General features: G+C 55.2%; 22 protein-coding genes. 11 read left to right on the top strand and 11 right to left on the bottom strand.

Annotation, left to right across the window (positions count from 1 at the left end):
• Window positions 1-55: 55 nt before the first annotated feature.
• Window positions 56-760, bottom strand: a complete 705-nt coding sequence (locus MIH19_RS00355) for an SURF1 family protein (protein WP_283164080.1) — start codon at window positions 758-760, stop codon at window positions 56-58.
• A gap of 44 nt (window positions 761-804) precedes the next feature.
• Between MIH19_RS00355 and MIH19_RS00350 the strand changes: the two genes are divergently transcribed.
• Window positions 805-1,008: a twin transmembrane helix small protein gene (locus tag MIH19_RS00350; protein WP_249007018.1), complete on the top strand. Its 204-nt coding sequence runs from the start codon at window positions 805-807 to the stop codon at window positions 1,006-1,008.
• A 42-nt stretch (window positions 1,009-1,050) separates the two neighbouring features.
• On the opposite strand, the gene MIH19_RS00345 is transcribed toward MIH19_RS00350, so the two are convergent.
• The 3 genes from MIH19_RS00345 to coxB all read right to left on the bottom strand — a co-directional run bounded on the left by MIH19_RS00345 (window position 1,051) and on the right by coxB (window position 4,747).
• A complete protein-coding gene (locus MIH19_RS00345) occupies window positions 1,051-1,938 on the bottom strand; it encodes a cytochrome c oxidase subunit 3 (protein WP_249007017.1) in 888 nt (295 codons plus the stop codon).
• 2 nt (window positions 1,939-1,940) lie between these two features.
• A complete protein-coding gene (gene ctaD, locus MIH19_RS00340; protein WP_249007016.1) occupies window positions 1,941-3,548 on the bottom strand; it encodes a cytochrome c oxidase subunit I in 1,608 nt (535 codons plus the stop codon).
• A gap of 68 nt (window positions 3,549-3,616) precedes the next feature.
• Window positions 3,617-4,747 (bottom strand): cytochrome c oxidase subunit II, encoded by a 1,131-nt coding sequence (coxB, locus tag MIH19_RS00335; protein WP_249007015.1) that lies wholly within the window; start codon window positions 4,745-4,747, stop codon window positions 3,617-3,619.
• A gap of 165 nt (window positions 4,748-4,912) precedes the next feature.
• On the opposite strand from coxB, the gene MIH19_RS00330 reads away from it, so the two are divergent.
• The 9 genes from MIH19_RS00330 to MIH19_RS00290 all read left to right on the top strand — a co-directional run bounded on the left by MIH19_RS00330 (window position 4,913) and on the right by MIH19_RS00290 (window position 13,904).
• A complete protein-coding gene (locus MIH19_RS00330) occupies window positions 4,913-6,256 on the top strand; it encodes an MATE family efflux transporter (protein ID WP_249007014.1) in 1,344 nt (447 codons plus the stop codon).
• 192 nt (window positions 6,257-6,448) lie between these two features.
• Window positions 6,449-7,102, top strand: a complete 654-nt coding sequence (locus MIH19_RS00325; protein WP_249007013.1) for a hypothetical protein — start codon at window positions 6,449-6,451, stop codon at window positions 7,100-7,102.
• A 104-nt stretch (window positions 7,103-7,206) separates the two neighbouring features.
• Complete coding sequence (locus MIH19_RS00320; RefSeq protein ID WP_249007012.1) at window positions 7,207-7,593, top strand: DoxX family protein; 387 nt, start codon at window positions 7,207-7,209, stop codon at window positions 7,591-7,593.
• A 226-nt stretch (window positions 7,594-7,819) separates the two neighbouring features.
• Window positions 7,820-8,485 (top strand): methylamine utilization protein, encoded by a 666-nt coding sequence (locus tag MIH19_RS00315; protein ID WP_249007011.1) that lies wholly within the window; start codon window positions 7,820-7,822, stop codon window positions 8,483-8,485.
• Window positions 8,485-10,842 carry an EAL domain-containing protein gene (locus MIH19_RS00310; RefSeq protein WP_249007010.1) on the top strand — a complete coding sequence of 786 codons (2,358 nt, stop codon included), beginning with the start codon at window positions 8,485-8,487 and terminating at the stop codon, window positions 10,840-10,842. The genes MIH19_RS00315 and MIH19_RS00310 overlap by 1 nt, the downstream gene beginning before the upstream one ends.
• Window positions 10,839-11,708 (top strand): DUF3034 family protein, encoded by an 870-nt coding sequence (locus MIH19_RS00305; protein ID WP_249007009.1) that lies wholly within the window; start codon window positions 10,839-10,841, stop codon window positions 11,706-11,708. Before MIH19_RS00310 ends, MIH19_RS00305 begins: the two co-directional genes overlap by 4 nt.
• A gap of 2 nt (window positions 11,709-11,710) precedes the next feature.
• Window positions 11,711-12,160 carry a group 1 truncated hemoglobin gene (locus tag MIH19_RS00300; RefSeq protein WP_249007008.1) on the top strand — a complete coding sequence of 150 codons (450 nt, stop codon included), beginning with the start codon at window positions 11,711-11,713 and terminating at the stop codon, window positions 12,158-12,160.
• A gap of 73 nt (window positions 12,161-12,233) precedes the next feature.
• A complete protein-coding gene (locus tag MIH19_RS00295; protein WP_249007007.1) occupies window positions 12,234-12,464 on the top strand; it encodes a DUF1653 domain-containing protein in 231 nt (76 codons plus the stop codon).
• 114 nt (window positions 12,465-12,578) lie between these two features.
• Window positions 12,579-13,904, top strand: coding sequence for a Na+/H+ antiporter family protein (locus MIH19_RS00290; protein ID WP_249007006.1), 1,326 nt, complete (start codon window positions 12,579-12,581; stop codon window positions 13,902-13,904).
• 266 nt (window positions 13,905-14,170) lie between these two features.
• Here MIH19_RS00290 and MIH19_RS00285 read toward each other — a convergent pair whose 3' ends face one another.
• The gene (locus MIH19_RS00285; RefSeq protein ID WP_249007005.1) at window positions 14,171-14,416 is read right to left on the bottom strand and encodes a YheV family putative zinc ribbon protein; all 246 of its coding nucleotides are present in this window, start codon (window positions 14,414-14,416) and stop codon (window positions 14,171-14,173) included.
• A gap of 70 nt (window positions 14,417-14,486) precedes the next feature.
• Complete coding sequence (gene prlC / locus MIH19_RS00280) at window positions 14,487-16,532, bottom strand: oligopeptidase A (protein WP_249007004.1); 2,046 nt, start codon at window positions 16,530-16,532, stop codon at window positions 14,487-14,489.
• Between the two features lie 97 nt (window positions 16,533-16,629).
• On the opposite strand from prlC, the gene MIH19_RS00275 reads away from it, so the two are divergent.
• On the top strand, window positions 16,630-17,181 hold the full coding sequence (locus tag MIH19_RS00275) for a gamma carbonic anhydrase family protein (protein WP_249007003.1): 552 nt from the start codon (window positions 16,630-16,632) through the stop codon (window positions 17,179-17,181).
• A 72-nt stretch (window positions 17,182-17,253) separates the two neighbouring features.
• On the opposite strand, the gene MIH19_RS00270 is transcribed toward MIH19_RS00275, so the two are convergent.
• The 5 genes from MIH19_RS00270 to MIH19_RS00250 are packed head-to-tail and all read right to left on the bottom strand — an operon-like array spanning window position 17,254 to window position 21,264.
• The gene (locus MIH19_RS00270) at window positions 17,254-18,093 is read right to left on the bottom strand and encodes a flagellar motor protein MotB (RefSeq protein ID WP_249007002.1); all 840 of its coding nucleotides are present in this window, start codon (window positions 18,091-18,093) and stop codon (window positions 17,254-17,256) included.
• A gap of 3 nt (window positions 18,094-18,096) precedes the next feature.
• Window positions 18,097-18,870, bottom strand: a complete 774-nt coding sequence (locus MIH19_RS00265; protein WP_249007001.1) for a MotA/TolQ/ExbB proton channel family protein — start codon at window positions 18,868-18,870, stop codon at window positions 18,097-18,099.
• A gap of 48 nt (window positions 18,871-18,918) precedes the next feature.
• Window positions 18,919-19,752: a shikimate dehydrogenase gene (gene aroE, locus MIH19_RS00260; RefSeq protein ID WP_249007000.1), complete on the bottom strand. Its 834-nt coding sequence runs from the start codon at window positions 19,750-19,752 to the stop codon at window positions 18,919-18,921.
• A 10-nt stretch (window positions 19,753-19,762) separates the two neighbouring features.
• Entirely contained in the window at window positions 19,763-20,683 is a 921-nt protein-coding gene (gene hemF, locus MIH19_RS00255) for an oxygen-dependent coproporphyrinogen oxidase (protein ID WP_249006999.1), read from the bottom strand.
• An 8-nt stretch (window positions 20,684-20,691) separates the two neighbouring features.
• Entirely contained in the window at window positions 20,692-21,264 is a 573-nt protein-coding gene (locus MIH19_RS00250; protein WP_249009072.1) for an L-threonylcarbamoyladenylate synthase, read from the bottom strand.
• Between the last annotated feature and the right edge of the window lie 26 nt (window positions 21,265-21,290).

Raw genomic sequence — 21,290 nt, 5'->3', positions numbered from 1 at the left:
CGGGTCACGGCTGTTATAGGTCTGTTATTAAGATTATTACAGGACGACTGTGTGGCTAGTCTGCGGTTTTACGGTAACTCGCCACTATCGTCAATACAGTTAGCATTAGCGCCAAAGCAAACCATTGGGTTGCGTAACCGTAGTGGGTCGCAATGGCCATTCGGTCTGGCGCCCAGTCAGCCCGTAAAGCGCCCGGCTGGTTCTGGTCTGCTAGGCGCAAGATCAATCTGGGCAATTCCGGCACCGCATCTTGTGCTATCTCCGGCGGCAAACTTTGTACGCGTCTTGGCCAACCGCTGCTTGCTTCAGAGGCCGCAAGCACAGGTGGTTGAGGAAAATCTGCCAAGCGTCCAGAAATCTCCACCTGTTCCTGCGTTACCGAGGAATCCGGCAATTGCTGACGGGTACGGGGAGCAATTACCCAGCCGCGATTGACCACCAGCGCCGGCCCTTGGAGTGGATAAAACACCGTTAACACCTCGTATCCGGCCATGCCATCGCGGGTGCGGTTGTCCAGCAGCCAGGTGGTATCGCCGTATGATCCGTTAAGCTTCACGGGCCTACCTGCATCCAGGCCCTGCTCTACCAGCTGCGGCCAAGCCAGTTCGGACATCTGCTGTTGCCACTGACCCTGCTGTTGCTGCTTAAACTCGGCACGCTGCAATTGCCATATCCCCAAAACCAGCAACAGCGGTAAAAACAGCCCGCTAAACAGCATAAGACGCCAATCCCAGTGCCAGTAACGCCGTGAATTACTCATACCTTGCTATAATATATAGACCCGATAACCCAACGGACCCGTGCATGTTAAAAATATTCATTGTTGTCCTGTTACTGGCGGTGATCGCCAGCCTGTTCAGCGGCCTGTTTTTTCTGATCCGCGACGGGGGAAAAACCAATCGCGTCATTAACTCTCTAGCGCTGCGCGTTGCCCTGAGCGTGCTGTTGCTGCTGGTCATTCTGCTGTCGCTCTGGCAAGGCGGCCTGACGCTGAATCCCACACCCTGACTGCAGCCCCGACCGCAACACTGTAACCACTAATGAGCGGTGTCAGATCACATACACAAAGACAAACAACATCATCCACACCACGTCGACAAAATGCCAGTACCAGGCCGCCGCTTCGAACCCGAAGTGGTTGTCGGCGCTGAAATGACCTTTGATGATGCGAATTAACATTACAGTCAGCATGATGGTGCCCAAAATCACGTGAGCGCCGTGGAACCCGGTCAGCATAAAGAAGGTACTGCCATAAATCCCGGACTGCAGGGTCAGATTCAGCTCCTGATAGGCATGCATGTATTCTTCTGCCTGCAAACCCACAAATACCAGCGCCAGAATAATAGTGGCGCCAAGCCACAGCTTCAGTTTTTTACGGTTATCGGCTTTTAACGCATGATGGGCAACGGTAATAGTAAATGACGAGCTCACCAGTAAAATGGTGTTCATCAGCGGTAAGCCCCAAGGCCCTATAATGCCCTTAGGCGCTGGATACAAACTGGGGTCGGGTGTGTTAATCAGCGGCCAGGTCGCCTGAAACCCTTCCCACAGCATATTTGAGCTACCGCGATCACCCTCGCCCCCTAACCAGGGAACGGCAAACACCCGAGCGTAAAACAAGGCGCCAAAAAACGCCGCAAAAAACATGATTTCAGAAAAAATGAACCAACTCATGCCCCAGCGGAAAGACCGGTCCATTTGCGGGCTATAGAGGCCAGCGCGGCTTTCACGCACCACGTTGCCAAACCAGCCAAAAATCATATAGGTCATCAATGACAGGCCGACCGCAAAGATCATCCACCCGCTACTGGTGCTGGCACCCTGACCGCCATCGACCATAATGGTCGCCGCACCGAACAGCGTCGTACCCAATCCGAAAGTAGCAATAATCGGCCACTTGCTTTGTTCCGGTACGTAATACTCTTGGTGTTCCGACATGATTAATGCACCTCCGGTGGTGTGGAGAAGGTGTGATAGGGCGCAGGTGAGGGCACCGTCCATTCCAAGCCCTCCGCGCCGTCCCAAGGCTTGGCCGCCGCTGGCTCACCGCTGCCGCGGGCGCATTTTACTACAATGAACAGGAACAGAAGCTGGGTAGCCCCGAACAGGAACGCACCAATGCTGGACACCATGTTGAAATCGGCAAATTGCAGGGCGTAATCTGGAATCCGCCGCGGCATACCCGCCAATCCTAGAAAGTGCATGGGGAAAAATGCCAGATTCATACCCACAAACGACAGCCAGAAATGGGTTTTGGCCAGGGTTTCGTCATACATGTAGCCGGTCCACTTGGGCAGCCAGAAGTACGCAGACGCAAAAATGCCAAAGATTGCACCGGGTACCAGCACGTAATGGAAATGCGCCACCACAAAGTAGGTGTCGTGATACTGGAAATCGGCCGGAGCAATGGCCAACATAAGCCCGGAAAACCCGCCCACACTGAACAGAATAACGAACGCAATAGCGAACAGCATCGGCGCCTCGAACGTCAGCGAGCCGCGGAACATGGTTGCTACCCAGTTAAACACCTTAACCCCGGTGGGCACCGCGATCAGCAATGTGGCGTACATGAAGAACAATTGGCCGGCGACGGGAATACCCACTGTAAACATGTGGTGAGCCCATACCAGGAACGACAGCAGTGCAATGGCGCCCACCGCGTACACCATAGACGCATAGCCAAACAGCGGCTTGCGGGAAAACGCCGGGATTATGTGTGAAACGGCGCCGAACGCCGGCAAAATCATGATGTACACCTCGGGGTGCCCGAAGAACCAGAATATGTGCTGGAACAGCACCGGATCGCCGCCGCCAGAGGCGTCAAAGAAACTGGTACCGAAGTTGATGTCCATCAGCATCATGGTTAGAACACCTGCCAGCACCGGCATAACCGCCAGCAAAAGAAACGCGGTAATCAGCCAAGTCCATACAAACATTGGCATTTTCATCAGGGTCATGCCCGGCGCACGCATGTTCAGAATGGTGGCAATCACGTTGATGGCACCCATGATCGACGAAGCACCGGCAATGTGCAGCGCAAATATAAAGAAGGTCGTGCTGGGTGGGCCATAAGTGGTCGACAGCGGCGCGTAGAAGGTCCAGCCGAAGTTGGGGCCGCCGCCGTCCATAAACAAAGTAGAGACCAGAATCAGGAAGGCGCAGGGCAACAGCCAAAAGCTCCAGTTGTTCATCCGCGGCAAGGCCATGTCCGGTGCGCCAATCATCAGCGGTATCATCCAGTTAGCCAGACCCACAAAGGCCGGCATCACCGCACCAAACACCATAATAAGGCCGTGCATGGTGGTCATCTGGTTGAAAAATTCCGGCTGTACGATTTGTAGCCCGGGCTGGAACAGTTCGGCGCGGATGACCATGGCCATGGTGCCGCCCAACAGGAACATACCAAAACTGAATATCAGGTACATGGTCCCGATATCTTTGTGGTTGGTCGTGAACAGCCAACGAGTCCAACCTTTAGCCGGACCGTGATGTTCGTGCGTGTGCTCTGAGGTGTGCTCTGGGGTGTGAGCGTCTGCAACCGTACTCATAATATCTCCCGTAACCGCCGTTTTATTCTTGTAGGGGCCTGGGTTGGCAGCTTGGCGCTGCCAACAGGTCACTGTTGTTGCTGGCTTTTGTAATCAAAAATTTCTTTGGGCGTCACCATGTCGCCCACGTTGTTACCCCAGGCGTTACGCTCATAGGTGATAATCGCCGCAATATCGACCTCGTTGAGCTGCTCGCCAAAGGCTTGCATGGCGGTACCGCGCTTGCCGTTGACTACAATATCGATATGGCCAGCTATGTCACCGACGGCGATAGCACTGCCACGCAAAGCCGGAAATGACGGCGGCAAGCCGCTGCCATCGGCCTGATGGCAGGCTGCACAAGCACTTTGATAGCTTTGCTCACCGCGCTCCATCAGATCAGCCATGGTCCATTCTTTCTGAGTCAGCTCTTTTTCTTTCTCGGCCGCAGCGCGCTGCTCACCAACCCAGATCTGGTATTCGGCCTGCGGCACCGCTTCTACAACAATGGGCATAAAGCCGTGGTCTTTACCGCACAACTCGGTGCACTGACCACGATAGGTGCCCGGCGTGTCCACCCGAATCCAGGCTTCGTTGATAAAACCGGGAATCGCGTCTTTTTTCAGCCCGAACTCTGGCACCCACCAAGAGTGAATTACATCGTTTGCAGTCATCAATAACCGCACTTTCTGGCCGACCGGCACCACCAGCGGTTTATCGACTTCCAGCAGGTAATTTTCACCTTTGGCCTGGCGGTTATTAATCTGGTCGCGGGGGGTGCTCAAACTGGAGAAATAACCGAACTCGTCGTCCAGGTAATCGTATTTCCACTTCCACTGATAACCGGTGATCTTGATGTCCACATCGGCTTCGGTGGTGTCATACATATCAATCAGCGTAACGGTGGCCGGAATCGCCATAGCCACAAGGATAACCAAAGGAATGATGGTCCAAAGCACTTCCACCGTGGTGTTCTCGTGGAAGTTCGCGGGTTTGTGACCGCGAGACTTACGATGGGCGAAGATCGACCAGAACATGACGCCGAACACTACAACACCGATAACAACACAAATCCACAGAATGGTCATGTGTAAACCGTAAATGTCGTTGCTAGTCTGGGTAACACCGGGGCTCATGTTCATGGTCCAGTCCGCCATGGACATCACCGGGAACAGAGCCAAGCCGCATAGGGCCAAAGCCCGATTTGCGTGCGCACGCATATTGCGTCTCCACATAGATTATTATTGTCGGGTAAAAGACTGCTTTCAAATATCTCGAACTCTATTATAGGCATAATAGATGACAAAAAGGCTAACAAACAGCTGAAATTCAACAATGTTATGATTCCAGCGCTTTACCGCCGTGACTATTTTGGATAGCCGTTTATGACGCCCTTGTACCGTTTAACCCGCCTGGATCGCCGATTATGGGCGTTGGCGTGGCCGTTGATGCTCACCAATCTTACCGTGCCGATGCTTGGTCTGGTAGACACCGCCGTGCTGGGGCACCTGCCAGATCCGCAATATCTTGGCGCCGTGGCTGTAGGCGCCAACCTGTTCAGCATTCTGTACTGGACCTTCGGCTTTATGCGAATGGGCACCACCGGTTTGGCAGCTCAGGCCTGGGGCAAACGTGACGAACACGGGCAGGTGGCACTGCTGGTGCGCTCGCTGTTGCTGGCGGTGGCCATCGGTCTGGTGCTAATTACTTTTCAACAGCCACTGATACACACAGGCCTGGCGCTGATGAACCCCAGCGCCGGCGTGCTGGAACTTGCCTCCGAATACGCCGCCATACGCATCTGGAGCGCGCCGGCGGTGCTGTGCCAGTACACTTTGGTGGGCTGGCTGATTGGCACACAGTATTCCCGCGGCCCAATGATCATGCTGGTGGTGGCCAATGGCGTGAATCTGGTGCTAGATGTGCTGTTTGTGACCGGGTTCGGCTGGAACAGCCGCGGTGTCGCCATGGCTACGGTGATCGCGGAATACAGCGCGGCGCTGATTGGTTTGGCGATTGTGTTACGGCGCATGCCCGAAGGCCAGCGCATGACGCGCGCGCTGATCGGCACTCTTGCAGACTACCGGCGCATACTTCAGGTAAACCGTTTTATTATGGTGCGCACCATCGCCTTGCTGCTGGCGTTTGCCTTTTTTACCGCTCAAGGCGCGCGCCAGGGCGACGCTATTCTGGCCGCCAACGCGGTACTGTTTACTTTTCTGCTGGTTATTTCCAACGCTCTGGATGGCTTTGCAAATGCCGCTGAAGCTCTGATCGGCGAGGCCGTCGGCCGTGGCAACCGGCGCCAGTTCAAGCGGGTATTCGACACTGCCCTGCGCTGGTCGATTTGGGGAGCCTTACTCCTGACAGCGCTTTTTGTGCTGGGCGGGCAGGCGTTGATCGGATTATTAACCAACATCGAAGCCGTGCAAATTAACGCCTGGCAGTATCTGCCCTGGGTGTGGCTGCTGCCTTTCACCGCGGTGTGGGGGTTTCTATTTGACGGCGTTTTCATTGGTGCCACCCAAACCCGAGCCATGCAGAACACCATGCTATTTGCCGCCCTGGGCGTGTATTTGCCAGTGTGGTGGCTGACCACCGGCTGGGGGAATCACGGGTTGTGGTTTGCGATGATCAGCCTGATGCTGGCACGAGCTTTGAGTATGGGATTGGTATACCTGCATTTTAATCGTCAGGGGCGCTGGTTTCGTAGTAACGAAGGCCCATAACAGCTGCCCGCAGCCAGATTAAATTGTTGACGCCCTGGCCGGCAAGGCTGAAATAGTCGTCTACACTTTATTCACATCACAGGCTTCACCGTGCGCCTAACCAGGCCATTTGCCTACACAACCCATATACCCGTGACATGAACGGGAGGCGCCTTGCGATCCTTTTACGTATCGACACCGGCAACCGTACACATGACTCCGAAAGCAGTCCTGGACATCATTGACACTGCAAGGTGCAGGGAAGCCCGCTCAGGCGCTTTTTTGCGCCACCTGCAGCTGCGTGCCCAGGCGCTACCAACGTGCATCAGCTTTAACAGTCGAGCACCGACTAGCTGTCTGTTCCAGTTTTCGGTGGAATACATCGAAACGGCCCCGCGGCTGATTCACGCGGTTGACACCTGTGCCCGCGACGCCGGCCACGAAGGGCTATTCACGCCCTTTCTAGACGCTGCCGTCCGTTTTTTCACCAACCCGTCGGTGCTTCTTAGCCACTATATAGGCCTTGACGGGCTTTTAATCAGCGCCTATCTGTGCCACCGCCTGATGGAAGACATGTACGACAACAACCACAGTTTCCGCCGCAGCCAACTGGTGGATCTGGAGGCCACGCGGGCTAATCTGCTGGTACACGAACTCATTGGTGAGCCGTTCGCCAATGAGTTGGACGATGCCGTAGCCATCACCGTGCGGCAGATTGCGGGCAGCCCGGACTACTATGATCTTAACTTGGACCCGTTTGTGGCACAGGCCAACAACGCAGCCTGGGACTCAATGCGACAGTATTGGGAAAACCTGCTAGTGCGTAATCACATCCGCTTTACTCTGGGCAATCGTCGCCGGCGCTAGCCTCTGCTACCTTTAACATTTGTTATATGACATTCACTAGCTTGCGCCTGACGCCGAAGCGGTTAAGCTGTGCGCTGTTTTTTACCTGCCTCGGGACCAAAACCATGCTTGCCAATACCGATCTTGGAAAACTGATTATCCGCCTCACCCTGGGCGGTCTGCTGCTGTTTCACGGCGTGGATAAACTGATGAATGGCGTGGGCTTTATTGAAGCCCAGTTAGTCAGCCACAACCTTCCGGCGTTCCTTGCCTGGGGCGTGATTATTGGCGAAGTTCTTGCCCCGCTGATGATTATTCTGGGTTTTCATACCCGCATAGGCGCCCTGCTGATTGTCGCAAACATGTTGGTGGCCCTGGCCTTGGTGCACAGCCACCAATTAATGATGCTCAGTAGCAACGGCGGATTACAGCTAGAACTGCAGTTTTTCTTTCTGATGAGTGCGGCGGCGGTTTTTTTCTTCGGCTCCGGCCGTTATACCGTCCGCAACTGAGTGCCAAAGAGGGATTTCGTGTGTGCTGAAGCTTCACTGAAATCCGACCGCCATTACCACTTTAAAGGTAAAGACTGGTGAGCTTGTCGATATGGAAGCAACTCGTGCTAATCTGCGGGTATACAAGTTCATGGGCGAACCTGGCCGTACCTGACCCCGCCTGACCCCGCCTGGCAGGTTCTGCTCCATCGAAAGATTTTGCCCAACCGGAAGGTTCATAGCCAAAATGAAAAATCAAACCGTTTTGCTGCTAGCCTGTTGCCTTCTGCCGGCTTCTTTACTGGCAGATGAGTTGACGGTCGGGGTTCAGCTTGCTGACGGCACTGGTCCGGTCGCTGGCGCTGTGGTGTATATGAATGACGGCAGCAAGCCATCTCCTGTGCGGTCAGCAGTGTCTCAGAAAGACCGAATGTTTCATCCCCACGTGTTGATTCTGCCTGTAGGCTCTAGCGTGGACTTCCCCAATCAAGACAACACCCAGCATCACGTCTATTCTTTTTCGCCGGCAAAAACCTTCAATCTTGAGCTCTATGCTAATAGGCCCGAAGCGCCGGTGTTGTTTGACCAGCCCGGAATTGTAGAGCTTGGCTGTAATATTCACGACTATATGCAGGCTTTTATTGTCGTGGCTAACACCCGTTCAATAGGCCAAACCAATGAGCAGGGCGAGGTAACGATCGCGCTGGACTTCGGCGACGCTCAGATACCCGGCTCGCTAAACCTGAATATCTGGCACCCACGCCTGCCAGACAATACCAAGCCGGTGATTCGGGAAATTACGGCCGCCAGCCTGACAAGCGCCGGTATCGAAACCGTCAGCATTGAGCTTACGCCCGAGCCAAGCCTCGAAGGCCCGATGAATAATCTTCAAAAGCGATTTCAGAACCTTTGATGGGCGGGCTGACTAGCCGCATAGGATTTCGCGGTCGCCTGGTTACGGCCATGGTTGCGCTGGTTGCTCTGGTAAGCCTGCTGATCGGTGCGCTGATGATGGTGTACCTGTTTGAAGACGAAAATCGCCGCGCCCTGGAACAGCTCACGATCGCCGAGCGCCTTACCACCGAGGTGCTTGAACGCCGCACTGATCTTGAGCTTTCCCGTCTGAATGTCGTCGTCCGTGACTTTGGTTTTCGCTCTGCCATTGCCAGCGGCGATCCGGCAACTCTAAACAGCGCCCTTGAAAACCACAGCGGGCGCGTAGACGCGGATTTTGCGTTGCTGCTGAACAGCCAAGGGCAGCTACTGGCCTCTACGCTGACCCAAAAGGCGCCCGACATCAACGAAATGCAGCTGGCTACGGCGCGTAAAAGCGGTGTTGCCCGTTCACTGCTGACTATTGATCAGCGTGGCTATGAGATGCTAGTCATTCCCATAGAAGCGCCTGGATTAAGAGCATGGCTGGTTGCCGGTTTCGAACTGGATCAGGAACTGGCAAACATCATCACCCGGCTAAGTGGCAGTTCGGTTATTTTCCGAGCGAGCCCGAACGGCCCTGGCGGTTTCATCAACTTTGCTACGTCCTCCGATATCGACAGTACCGAAGACCCCGCACTGAACAGATCTGAGAGTAACCAGAACTTTATCAAAAGCGATCGCTACTTCACCCGCATACTGGATTTGGGAGGTTTCGGGCAAATTTCATTCGAAGCGGTTCTTCTGACCAGCCGGGAAGCGAGCCGGCAAAACTACTACAGCCGAGCCTTGGAAATAGCCCTGCTGGTCACTGTCATCATGGCACTGGCGATATTACTGGCACTCCTTACCGCCAGGCATCTCGGCCGGCCAGTATTACAACTTGCCGATTATGCCCGGGCAGTGGGCCACGGAGACAACCCTCCGGCTCCTGATATCCGCACTGGCGGCGAGCTGAGGCAGCTCAGGGATACGCTTCGTGACACTTTGGCCCGGCTTATCCGGCGCGAAGGGGAAATCCGCCATGCCGCAACCCATGACGAAGTCACCGGGCTAGGCAACCGCAACGCTTTGATGCAATCGGCCAAAGATAGCTTTGACGTCGGTAAACCCTGCAGCCTGATCGGCCTGCGCGTGAGCGACCTATCGGACATCAACGATACGCTCGGTTTGGCATTCGGCGACAAAGTCCTGCTTGGCCTCTCACAACGGCTGCGTGATGAACTTCCCGATGCCGGCATAATTGCTCGCACGGGGGGCGGAGAGTTCCTGACATTGATTCCACAGCTCGGCCCGGAAGCGCTGGATCTGCGAGCGCAAGCTCTGCATGACACCGTAGAAGCGCCGCGGAATATTGAAAATACCCCGTTTTCCCTGCGCACTCATCTGATAACCATGCAATTGCCCGCAGACGCCAGCAATACCAGCGAGCTGAGAAGGCGCGTAAACCTGACCTTCGAACACGCCTTCCGGCAGGGCGTTGCGGTCACACGGTACGAGCGTGGGCGGGATGAAGACCATCTACGTGAGCTGAAACTGGTTTCTGACCTGCACAGTGCTGTTCGCAACAATGGCCTGCACATGAACTACCAACCCAAGCTGGACAACGGCACCGGGCAGCTACTGCAAGTGGAGGCTCTGGTGCGCTGGATACACCCGGAGTTGGGCTTTATATCACCGGAAGAATTCATCTTTCTTGCAGAGCAGTCGGGGCAGATCAATGATCTAACGGATCATATCCTGCAGAGGGTGGCCAACGACGCCCGCGCCTGGTTCGACGCGGGCCTGGATGTCGGCGTAGCAATCAACCTTTCGGCATTGGACCTGACCTGGCCCGCGCTGACCGATCGCGTAGCCCGAATTTTTAGCGACTGGCACCACAACATGGAGCGCATCACTCTGGAAGTAACAGAGGGCGCGTTGATGGAGGACCCGGAAGAAGCCATGGCGACACTGAACCGCCTGCGTAACCTAGGCGTAACTCTTTCCATTGACGACTTTGGCACCGGCTATTCCTCGCTATCACAGCTGCGCAAGCTACCCGTTCAAGAACTGAAAATAGACAAGTCCTTTGTGCTCAGGCTGAATTCCGAGCCTCAGGACCAACTGATTGTAAAATCCACCATTGATATGGCCCACGGGCTTGGGCTGAAGGTAGTTGCCGAAGGTATCGAAAATCTGGAAACCTGGAAATTACTTCAGGCCTGGGGTTGCGACATCGGCCAAGGTTTCTATTTAAGCCGCCCGGTTTCTGCAGGTGACCTTGCGCAGACGGTTGCGACCCTTGCAGAGCGCCAGCAGGAACTGAGCAAAACAACGCCGGAGCATTCACCATGACTCGTTTTTCCAACACACTGGGCGCTGCAGTCTGGGCGCCTTTGCTGACGCTGGGGATTCTTGCAACACCCCTGGCCTTTGCGGATGTTGGCAGCCGCCTTTGGGCAACCGGTGGCGTCACTACTATAGAAGGCAGCGCCGGCGGCGGGTTAGTGCCTTGGGCTTTGCTTGGAAGCTACGCTAGTGATGAAGAATGGGGTGGAACTGTGGCCGTAAGTCGCGCCGAGGTGGATGACTACACGCTCGCGGTTGTTGGTGCCGGTTTGAACTGGAACAATCGGATTGAAGTTACATTCGCTCGGCAGACCCTGGATCTAAGCAGCCTGAAACAGAATGAACTCAATCAGGATATTTTTGGAGTGAAAGTACGGCTGACGGGAGACGCTCTCTATAGTCCTTGGGGCCAGTGGTCTGCAGGCGTACAACATAAGCGGCAGCGCGATTTCACGGTACCGGAAGCCATCGGTGCACGGGACGACAGCGGCACCGACGTCTATTTTGCCGGTTCGAAACTGTTTTTTGCCGCCGTGTTTGGCCGCAACCTGCTGGTAAACGCCACCGTGCGTGGAACCCGTGCCAACCAGGGCGGACTGCTGGGTTTCGGCGGCGACCTCAATAATAGCTATGAGTTTATGGCCGAAGCCGGCGCCGGCGTCTTTATTAACCGGCAATGGCTGCTGGGCGCCGAGTACCGTCAGAAGCCGGATAATCTGAGCTTTGCCCGCGAAGACGACTGGTGGGACCTGTTTATTGCCTGGGTACCGGACCGTAGACTGGCCGTGACGGCAGCGTTCGTTAATCTGGGTGATGTCGCAACCCTAAAAAACCAGCAGGGTGTTTATTTATCTCTGCAGGGGAGTTTCTGATCATGCGCTTAGGCACAATGAAGACCCACTTCGCCGCTCTTGTTGTTCTGGCCAGCCTTGTTCTAACGGGCTGCCAAAGCTTTCAACGCGAACCCGACAACAGCCTCTATCTTCAGTTAGGCGAGCGCGCAGGCATTGCAGATGTGGTGGAAGATCTGCTGTATCTCATCGTGGATGACACGCGAATTAGTCATCAGTTCAAAGGCATAAACGTTGCGCAGTTTCATCGCAACCTGACAGACCAGTTGTGTGAGCTCAGCGGCGGCCCATGCCAGTATTCTGGGCGCGAGATGCGTGAATCCCACGCGGCCATGGGCATTACAAACACCCAGTTTAATGCCCTGGCAGAGAACCTTATTCTCGCTATGGAAGAAAACGATGTGCCAACAGCGGCGCAGAACCGGCTGATTAAAAAACTGCTACCGATGTACCCGGATATCCGGAACCTTTGAAAGCCCGCAGTGAAAAAAAGTCACAAAAAGGACTACAAAGACAAGTGCAACGAAAACGAGGCACGACATCCGCATGACTGAAAAAAAAATAGATATCCTTCCGGGCCGCTATCGGCACTACAAGGGCAAAGATTACGAAGTGATCGGCATTGCCCGTCACAGCGAGACCGAGGAAAAACTGGTGGTCTACCGCTGCCTCTACGGCGATTACAGCCTTTGGGTTCGCCCACTCAGCATGTTCCGCGAAACTGTAAACGTTGCAGGGGAGCAGCTTCCGCGTTTTGCTCGTATCGACCAGCCCTAAACGTTACACAAGCCCTTTGACTAAGCTGGCAAATTACTGCACATTACCGCGTTTTTATAATCTCAGCTTTCGCAAGAAGGCCTGATAGCCCATTACGCGTACCCGGAGTTTGCCATGAATGCCGTTGTTGCTGCGGTGCTGATCATGCTTGTATTAAGCTTGGCCCGCATTCACGTTGTTGTTGCCCTGATTGTAGGCGCTGTTTCCGGCGGACTGATCGCAGGAATGTCTCTAAATGACACCATTGATGCCTTTAACAATGGCCTGGGCGGGGGCGCCAAAGTGGCGCTGTCGTACGCCGTTCTGGGCGCCTTCGCGGTAGCCATCGGCAAATCCGGCCTGGCCAACTTACTGGCGGAAAAAATTCTCGCCAAAGTCGGGCAAAGCGAAGGTAGCAGCGCTGCAGTGAACAGCGTGCGCTTCATGATCATCGCCATTCTGGTGGCCATTGCGCTGTCGTCCCAGAACATCCTGCCAATTCACATTGCGTTTATTCCGCTGGTGGTTCCGCCCCTGCTGTATGTCATGGCCAAGCTAAAAATGGACCGCCGCATGGTGGCCTGCGCACTTACCTTCGGCCTGATTACCCCGTACATGTTCATACCCGTAGGTTTTGGCGGTATTTATCTGAACGAAATCCTGATGGCCAAAATCAGCGCCAATGGTGGCGATGTCGAAGGTCTGAGCGTCATGAAAGCCATGGCTTTACCTGCCCTGGGTATGCTCTGCGGCCTGCTGGTGGCTATTTTTATTACCTATCGCGGCGAACGCAACTACAACCTGAACGCCATAACTCGCACCGAAAAAGTCACCACCACCTACAAACCCATGACACTGGTGATGGCGTTAGCCGCCATCGTGGTCACTTTTGTGGTGCAGTTGTGGCTAGGCTCCATGATTCTGGGCGCCTTGGCAGGTTTTCTGCTGTTCAACCTGTCCGGCGTGGTGAAGTGGAAAGAAGCTGACGACCTGTTCACCGAAGGCATGAAAATGCTGGCGATGATCGGTTTTATCATGATCGCCGCCTCCGGCTTTGCCGAAGTCATGCGCGAAACCGGCGAAATTACCACCCTGGTACAAAGCTCGGTCGACATCATCGGCGCCAACAAAGCCCTCGCGGCCCTGTTGATGCTATTAGTGGGATTGATGATTACCCTCGGTATTGGTTCGTCCTTCTCCACCATTCCCATCATTGCGGCGCTGTATGTGCCGATGGCGCTGGAAATGGGTTTCAGCTCTATGGCGATCATAGCTCTGGTTGGCACTGCCGGTGCCTTGGGTGACGCGGGTTCGCCAGCTTCTGACTCGACACTGGGGCCCACCGCCGGCCTGAATGCCGACGGCCAGCACAATCACATCTGGGATTCAGTGGTGCCCACGTTCTTGCACTTCAACTTGCCGTTGCTTGGTTTTGGGTGGGTTGCCGCGATGGTTCTTTAAAGTTTGAAAGATTAGGGACAGATTTAAAATCTGTCCCTTTGAACTTGGGGAACCTAGGGACGGATTTGAAATCCGTCCCTTTGCAAAAAAACTGGCTGTGTTATTTGTCAGCCTATCTCTACAGTCCAATGGGAAGGGTGTGGGGTATCTTTTCTGTCGGGAAAAATATGTCTGAGCGCAGCGAGTTGTTTTTCCCAGAAGAAAAGACACCCCGCACCCTCGACCCTCCACGCAGTATCAGGCTCCGTAAGCGTGTGCTTAGTCACCTAATCCCCACCTTTGAAAAACACCACCTGCTTAACCGTATGGTCGTCTTCGTTTTTGCGCTTGTTCACGCGGGTTTGCAGTTCCGGGGCAGCCGGAGCTTCTATGTCAGACGTGCCATCGGTGAAACCGCAAACCACGCATTCGCGGATTTGCTCACCGGCGTCGTCGGTGTACATGGTGATTTTGTCCATCTCCGCACAGCGGGGGCAAACGGCTCCGGCGATGAAACGTTTCGGGCTTGGCATTGGATAACTCCATGTTAGATGTCCCCTGCCGGCCTTGGCCGGCGGGGCGGGTTGCCTATGGCAAATGGAGTCAGGCGACTTGCGGGCTGATGCCGGTTTGCTGCAACAGTGCGTCTACCTCGGGTTCGCGGCCGCGGAAGGCCTTGAACAACTCCATGGGTTCTTGTGAACCACCTTTCTCCAGAATATTTTGCAAGAACGACTTGCCGGTTTGCGGATCAAAAATGCCGTTTTGCTCGAACAACGAAAACGCGTCCGCGGCCAGCACTTCGGCCCATTTGTAGCTGTAATAACCAGCTGCGTAGCCACCGGCGAAGATGTGGGAAAACGAATTGGGGAAGCGATTGAACGCCGGCGACTCAATAACCGCTATTTCATCGCGCACCTGACGGTGCACATCCAGCGGATTCGTTGGCGCGGTGTCGACGAACTCGGCGTGCAGACGGAAATCAAACAGCGAAAATTCAAGCTGACGCACCAACCCCATGCCCGACTGGAAGTTCTTCGCGGCTAACAGCTTTTCCAACATATCCTGCGGCAACGGCTCACCGGTTTCGTGGTGGGCAGCAATCAACGCCAGCGATTCCGGGTTCCAGCACCAGTTTTCGAGGAACTGACTCGGCAGTTCGACCGCGTCCCACGCCACACCATTAATACCCGATACGTCCATTACCTCCACCTGGGTCAACATGTGATGCAGGCCGTGGCCGAATTCGTGGAACAGGGTGGTGACTTCATCGTGAGTCAGCAACGACGGCTTGCCGTTCACCGGTGGGGTGAAGTTGCAGGTCAGGAAAGCCACCGGCAGCTGCAGGGTGCCGCGCAGGTTGCGCCAGCGTACCCGGCAATCCGCCATCCAGGCGCCGCCACGCTTGCCTTGGCGGGCAAACAGATCTAGATAGAACCAGGCAATGGGCTCGCCGTTACGGCTGATGCAGTAGGCGGTGGCGTCTTCGTGCCAGGTTTCTACCTCTGGCTTGGCTTCAATCTGGATATCGAACAGCTTTTCTGTCACGCGGAACAAACCAGGCACCACGTTATCCACCGGAAACCAGGGGCGCAGGGCTTCCGGGGAAATATCGTAGCGCTGCTGGCGCAATTTTTCGCTGTAGTAGCCTATGTCCCAGGCCTGTAAGTCGTTTAAACCATGCTCATCTTTTGCAAAAGCCTTGAGTTCGGCGAATTCCTGCTCGGCCACCGGCTTGGCTTTGTTCGCCAGCTCCGTCAAAAAGCCCAACACCTCGTCAGTATCACGGGCCATTTTTGTGACAAGAGAGCGCTCGGCAAAGTTATTAAAGCCCAGTAATTGTGCCAGGGCGTGGCGGCGTTTGAGTATTTCTGCCATTACCGGGGTGTTGTCCCAAGTGCCTGCGTCTGGCCCCATATCGGAAGCGCGGGTAACAAAGGCTTCATACACTTCACGGCGCAGTTCACGGTTGTCGCAGTAAGTCATTATCGGGTGGAAGCTGGGAAAATCCAGAGTGATGACATAACCATCCAGATCTTTTTGCTTGGCCGCCGCTTGGGCGCCTTCCAGCGCACTGTTTGGCACGCCGGCCAGCTCGCTTTTATCGGTGATTTGCTTGAACCAATGCTGGGTGGCGTCCAGAACGTTGTCGCTGAAGCTGTTGGACAGCTCCGAAAGCTCGCGGGTTAGATCGGCGTAGCGCTTTTTCTGATCATCGGGCAGATCAACGCCGCCCAAGTGAAAGTCCCGCAAGGTGTTTTTCACTGCTTTTTGCTGGGCTTCGCTGAGTTTGCTGAAATCATCGCGGGCGGCCAGCTTTTTGTAGGCCTCGCACAAAACCGCATTCTGGCTCAGCTCGGTGCTGTATTCGGTGAGCTTTTCCAGGCAGTTTTTGTACACTTTGCGCAGGTCGTCATTGTTCATCACCGCGTTCAGGTGTGAGATGACCGACCAAGCGTTGCTCAATTTATTCTCAAGCGACTGCATGGGCTGCACCAGAGTGTCCCAGTCGGGTTCTTCATTCTGCGCCAGGCTGTTAATTTTCATGTGATTTTCACTGATAATTTGGTCGATTGCTTCTCCCATATGCTCAGTGCGCACGTGTTCAAATTTCGGCAGCAGATCATTGGTCAGTAGTGGATTATTCATGGTTCCCCTTCTCAGCGGTTCAAATGTCGAGTAATTTCAGGTGACTCCGATAATGCGGGGAGTATCCCAGAAAAAAAGACACCTAAAGGACTATGTAATGGTGAATGTACGTTCTCACAAGGGTAGCACGCCACAATTTGGCGAACGCACCTGGGTAGACCCCAGCGCACTCGTGATTGGCGATGTGATTACCAGCGAAGATTGTTCGATTTGGCCGATGACGGTTGTGCGTGGCGACATGCACAAAATCCGCATTGGCGCGCGCTGCAGTGTTCAAGACGGCTCTGTGCTGCACATCACTCACGCCAGTGATTTCAACCCCGGCGGTTGGCCGCTGATTATTGGTGACGACGTTACCATCGGCCACAAGGCACTGCTGCATGGCTGTACCGTGGGCAGCCGAGTGCTGGTGGGCATGGGCTGTATCATCATGGACGGTGCGGTGGTGGAAGACGAGGTGATTATCGGAGCGGGCTGCCTGGTACCCCCAGGCAAGCGTTTGGAATCCGGTTATCTTTATGTAGGTTCGCCGTGTAAGCAGGCAAGGGCGTTAACCGATAAAGAACGCAGCTTTTTTGCGTACACCGCCAGCAATTATGTAAAGCTCAAAAACGAGTATCTGGCTGAAGTTGGGGATTACCCGTACTGATAAAAATAGAAGCGCCTGAAAATAGAAATGTGTAGGAATTGAAGCGCAAAGTGCCGATGCCCGCTCTCGCCCTCACGGAACAATTTCCGCTGGAAGTTGTTCCGTGAGGATGTCGGCGTTGCACACCGGATCGCGGACAGCAATTTCCACTCGCCGGTTCACGGCACGGTTTTCCGGGCTGTTGTTGGGCACCAGCGGGTTGGTTTCAGCACGGCCGGCGGCCATCACCCGATCGGCCGGCACATCACGGTTCAGAACCAACTCATGTACCACCGACACCGCCCGCGCCGCTGAAAGATCCCAGTTGGAACGGTAACGGCTGCTGGCGATGGGCCTGTCGTCTGTATAGCCGGCCACCACCACATCGCCACGGCAATTTTTCAACACGTCCACTACCCGCTCGATAATGGGCAACATATCCTTCTTGATGGTGGCGTCGCCCGACAGGAATGTGGCGTCGTCAGAGAAACGTATAGTCACCTGGCGCTGGTCGTAGTTGATGCTCAAGGCGCCGCTAGCCACTTCGTTTTCCAGTTCCTGAATCAAACTGCTAGCCAAAGTAATGACGCCGTCAGACACCGGAGTAACGCGGTCGTTGGTCACGCGCTCGTCGATCAATTCAGGCTCAGCCTGCAACTGTTTGTCTGAATCCAAGCTGCTGTTCTCGTTAGAAATTTTGATCGGTAAGCTGCCACCACCGTCCGCGATCAGGTTGCCTGAACCGAACGCAACCGACAACGAGCCGGCCATCGCTTTGTATTTTTCAATATCCATTTCGGCGAACGACAATAACAATATGAAAAACGTCAGCAGCAAAGTGGCAAGGTCGGCAAAAGTCACAATCCACGCGGGCGCACCGGCGGCGCCTGCTTTTTTACGCTTGGATAGGGTTGCAAGAGCCGGGCGGGCCAAGGCTCAGGCCCCCTGCTCGCGTTTCAGACTAACGCGCTGCTCGGGGCTCAGGAACGACGATAGCAACTCCGTCATTACCCGCGGATTTTCACCCTGCAGAATTTTTTGAATTGACGTGGTAATCAGAAGTTGGTTGCGCATTTCGTCTTCGGCTTTTAACTGCAATTTATCCGCCAGCGGCAAGGCGATCAGCTGGGCAATAAAAGCGCCGTAAAGAGTGGTTAGCAAGGCAATTGCCATGGCCGGGCCAATAGAGGAAGGGTCATCAAGGGTATTGAGCATTTGCACCAAACCTACCAGGGTACCAAGCATGCCTATGGCCGGAGCCGATTCGCCGATGCCACGGAACACTCTTTCCGCAACCTCATAACGTTCAGAACTTTGCTGGATTTCGTGGTGCAAGGCTTCTTCCACCAGTTCTGGCGAGTGGCCATCAACACACAGATTGATGGCTTTTTGCAGAAACACGTTGCTGGTCGGGTGGTTTTCAAGGCCCAAAATGCCTTCTTTACGCACCACCATCGCCAACGCACCCACTTCGCGAATCAGCTCGTCGGGGCGCTCCACACGGTCCATAAAGGCGGCGCGTGACGCAAGACGAATAGCGCCCATCACCGAACTCAGGCGGAACTTTATCAGCGTTACCGCAAAGGTACCGCCCAGCACAATAGCCAACCCGGGCAGGTTAAGAAAGGTGAGCAGGGAGGCGTTAGCCAGCATGGCCAATACAACTACCAGCACTCCGGCAATCAGTCCTACCAGTGTTAGTATGTCCATGCGTTAACCTTCGTGTTGATCAGTTGCTTCGCTTGATTTGCGCCTGGTTTAGCCTGAGGTAGGGGTGCGCAGGCTGGCAATAACCGGAGCAGTTTGCGGCCGCACCCCGCGCCATACTTCAAATGCCTCGGCCGCTTGCTCTACCAGCATGCCCAGGCCGTCATACACGCGCTTTGCTCCGTTATCCAGAGCCCACTGGTTAAACGTGGTATTTGTGGCCGCATACATCATGTCGTAAATCACCGTACCAGCGCCGATCAGCTCTACAGACAACGGCGGTAAATCGCCCTGCAGGCTAGCGCTGGTGCCGTTGATGATGACATCAAAATCGCCGGCAATACTGTCGAACGCTTTGCAATCCAACAGGGTAATACCGGCAGCATCAGCAAACAGCGTGACCAAGTTCTGCGCTTTGGCCGGCGTACGGTTAGCAATCACCAGCGTGTGCGGCTGTTCAAGTAACAGCGGCGCTAGAACACCGCGTACCGCGCCACCAGCACCCAATATCAAAACACGGGCGCCCTTTAATGCTATTTGGTGATTGTACAGCAAGTCTTGTACCAAGCCTGCGCCGTCGGTGTTGTCGGCCACCAACACGCCGTTGTCCTGGTATAGAGTGTTGGCCGCGCCGGCCGTGAGCGCGCGGGCGCTGTGTCGGCCAGCCATCTGCCAGGCCGCTTCCTTAAACGGTACAGTCACGTTCAGGCCTTTGCCGCCCCGTGCAAAGAACTCGATTACGGTGTTTTCAAAACCATCTAGCGGCGCCTGAATCGCCGTGTACTCAAGCGCTTCGCCAGTCTGGCTGGCAAACAGGCTGTGAATCCGCGGCGACTTACTATGGCTAATGGGGTGGCCAATCACCGCATACAGATCATTTTTCATCGTTGCCCCTTCAAGAAGCTGTGAGCCAGTCACGGCCGGTCAGAAAGTGCTCCAGCAGGCGCGCTTCTTCACTGCCGGGTACCGGCGTCTGGTTATAATCCCAGCGTACCAGAGGCGGCAGCGACATCAGAATGGATTCGGTGCGGCCGCCGGACTGCAACCCGAACAGGGTGCCGCGGTCGTACACCAGGTTGAACTCGACGTAGCGGCCACGGCGATAGAGCTGAAACTGACGCTGAGCGTCGCTGTAGGACTGATTTTTGCGGGCCTGTACAATGGGTTCATAAGCGTCAAGGTAACTGTCGCCGATGGCGCGCATAAATTCGAAATCGCGGGCGAAGTCACCGGTATTGTAATCGTCAAAAAACAGCCCGCCTACGCCGCGGGGCTCGTTGCGGTGTTTCAGAAAAAAGTACTCGTCGCACCAATGCTTGTAACGCGGGTACACGTCATCGCCAAAGGGCGCACAGGCGTTCGCAGCGGTGCGGTGCCAGTGCTCGCAGTCTTCGTTAACGCCGTAATAGGGGGTTAAATCATAGCCGCCGCCAAACCAGTACACCGGTTCGGCGTTTTCCGGCGTAGCGATAAAAAAACGCACGTTGGCGTGGGAGGTCGGCACGTGGGGGTTATGGGGATGCATCACCAGTGACACACCCATCGCCTGCCAAGGCGCGCCTGCCAGGTGAGGGCGGTGGGCCGTCGCCGAAGGTGGCATGGTATTGCCCATCACGTGGGAAAAGTTCACACCGCCTTTTTCAAACACCTTGCCGCCGCCGATCACCCGGCTGATACCGCCACCGCCTTCCGGGCGATCCCAGGCGTCGTGAATAAATTCACCGCCAGCGTCGGCCGCAGCCAAGCGCTGGCAAATGGTGTCTTGCAGCTGTAACAAATAGTGTTTAACCGCCTGCGGGTCTGGTTGCTGTGGCATGTTTTCTCCTAACGTAGCTGCTGGCCGGTAACGATATCAATTATACGGCTGGGTTGGCGATTTCCACCCAGCGCACCGGGCACCATCCAGTCCAGCTGGCCGTGAAAATAGCCTTGAACCTGCCAGGGTGAACGGGCCGGGGCGCGGCCCGCGGGGTTGCACGAGGTGGAAACCAGCGGGCTGCCTACAGCGTTGCATAGGGCTTTTACCACCGGATGCGCACTCACTCTTACCGCAATGGAGCTGTGCTCGCCGCGTACCCATTCGGGCACCTGCTGGTGCACATCGGGTAACAGGCAGGTAACGGGACCAGGCCAATGCTGTCGCGCTCGCTGCTGAAGGTCTTGCGCTAGAGGGTCCAGCAAAAAAGCAATCTGTTCGACAGAAGCCGCCACCAGAATCATGCCTTTGCGCACGGGGCGCTGTTTCAGATCCAGAATGCGTTGCACCGCAACCTGATCCCAAGGGTCACAGCCGAGACCCCAAACGGCTTCCGTTGGATAGGCGAGCACACCGCCTTGGTGCAGAGTGCGGCGAGCGCAGTGTAATTGCCAGTCGGTCAGCGGGTGGTCTGTTGCCATAGGGGAGTCGAGCCTGAATAAATCAC

This window comes from Marinobacter sp. M1C (genome assembly GCF_023314135.1).
Classification (GTDB): Bacteria; Pseudomonadota; Gammaproteobacteria; order Pseudomonadales; family Oleiphilaceae; genus Marinobacter.
The sequence above is the reverse complement of the archived record's forward strand: the minus strand, read 5'-3'. Positions and strand labels throughout refer to the sequence as shown.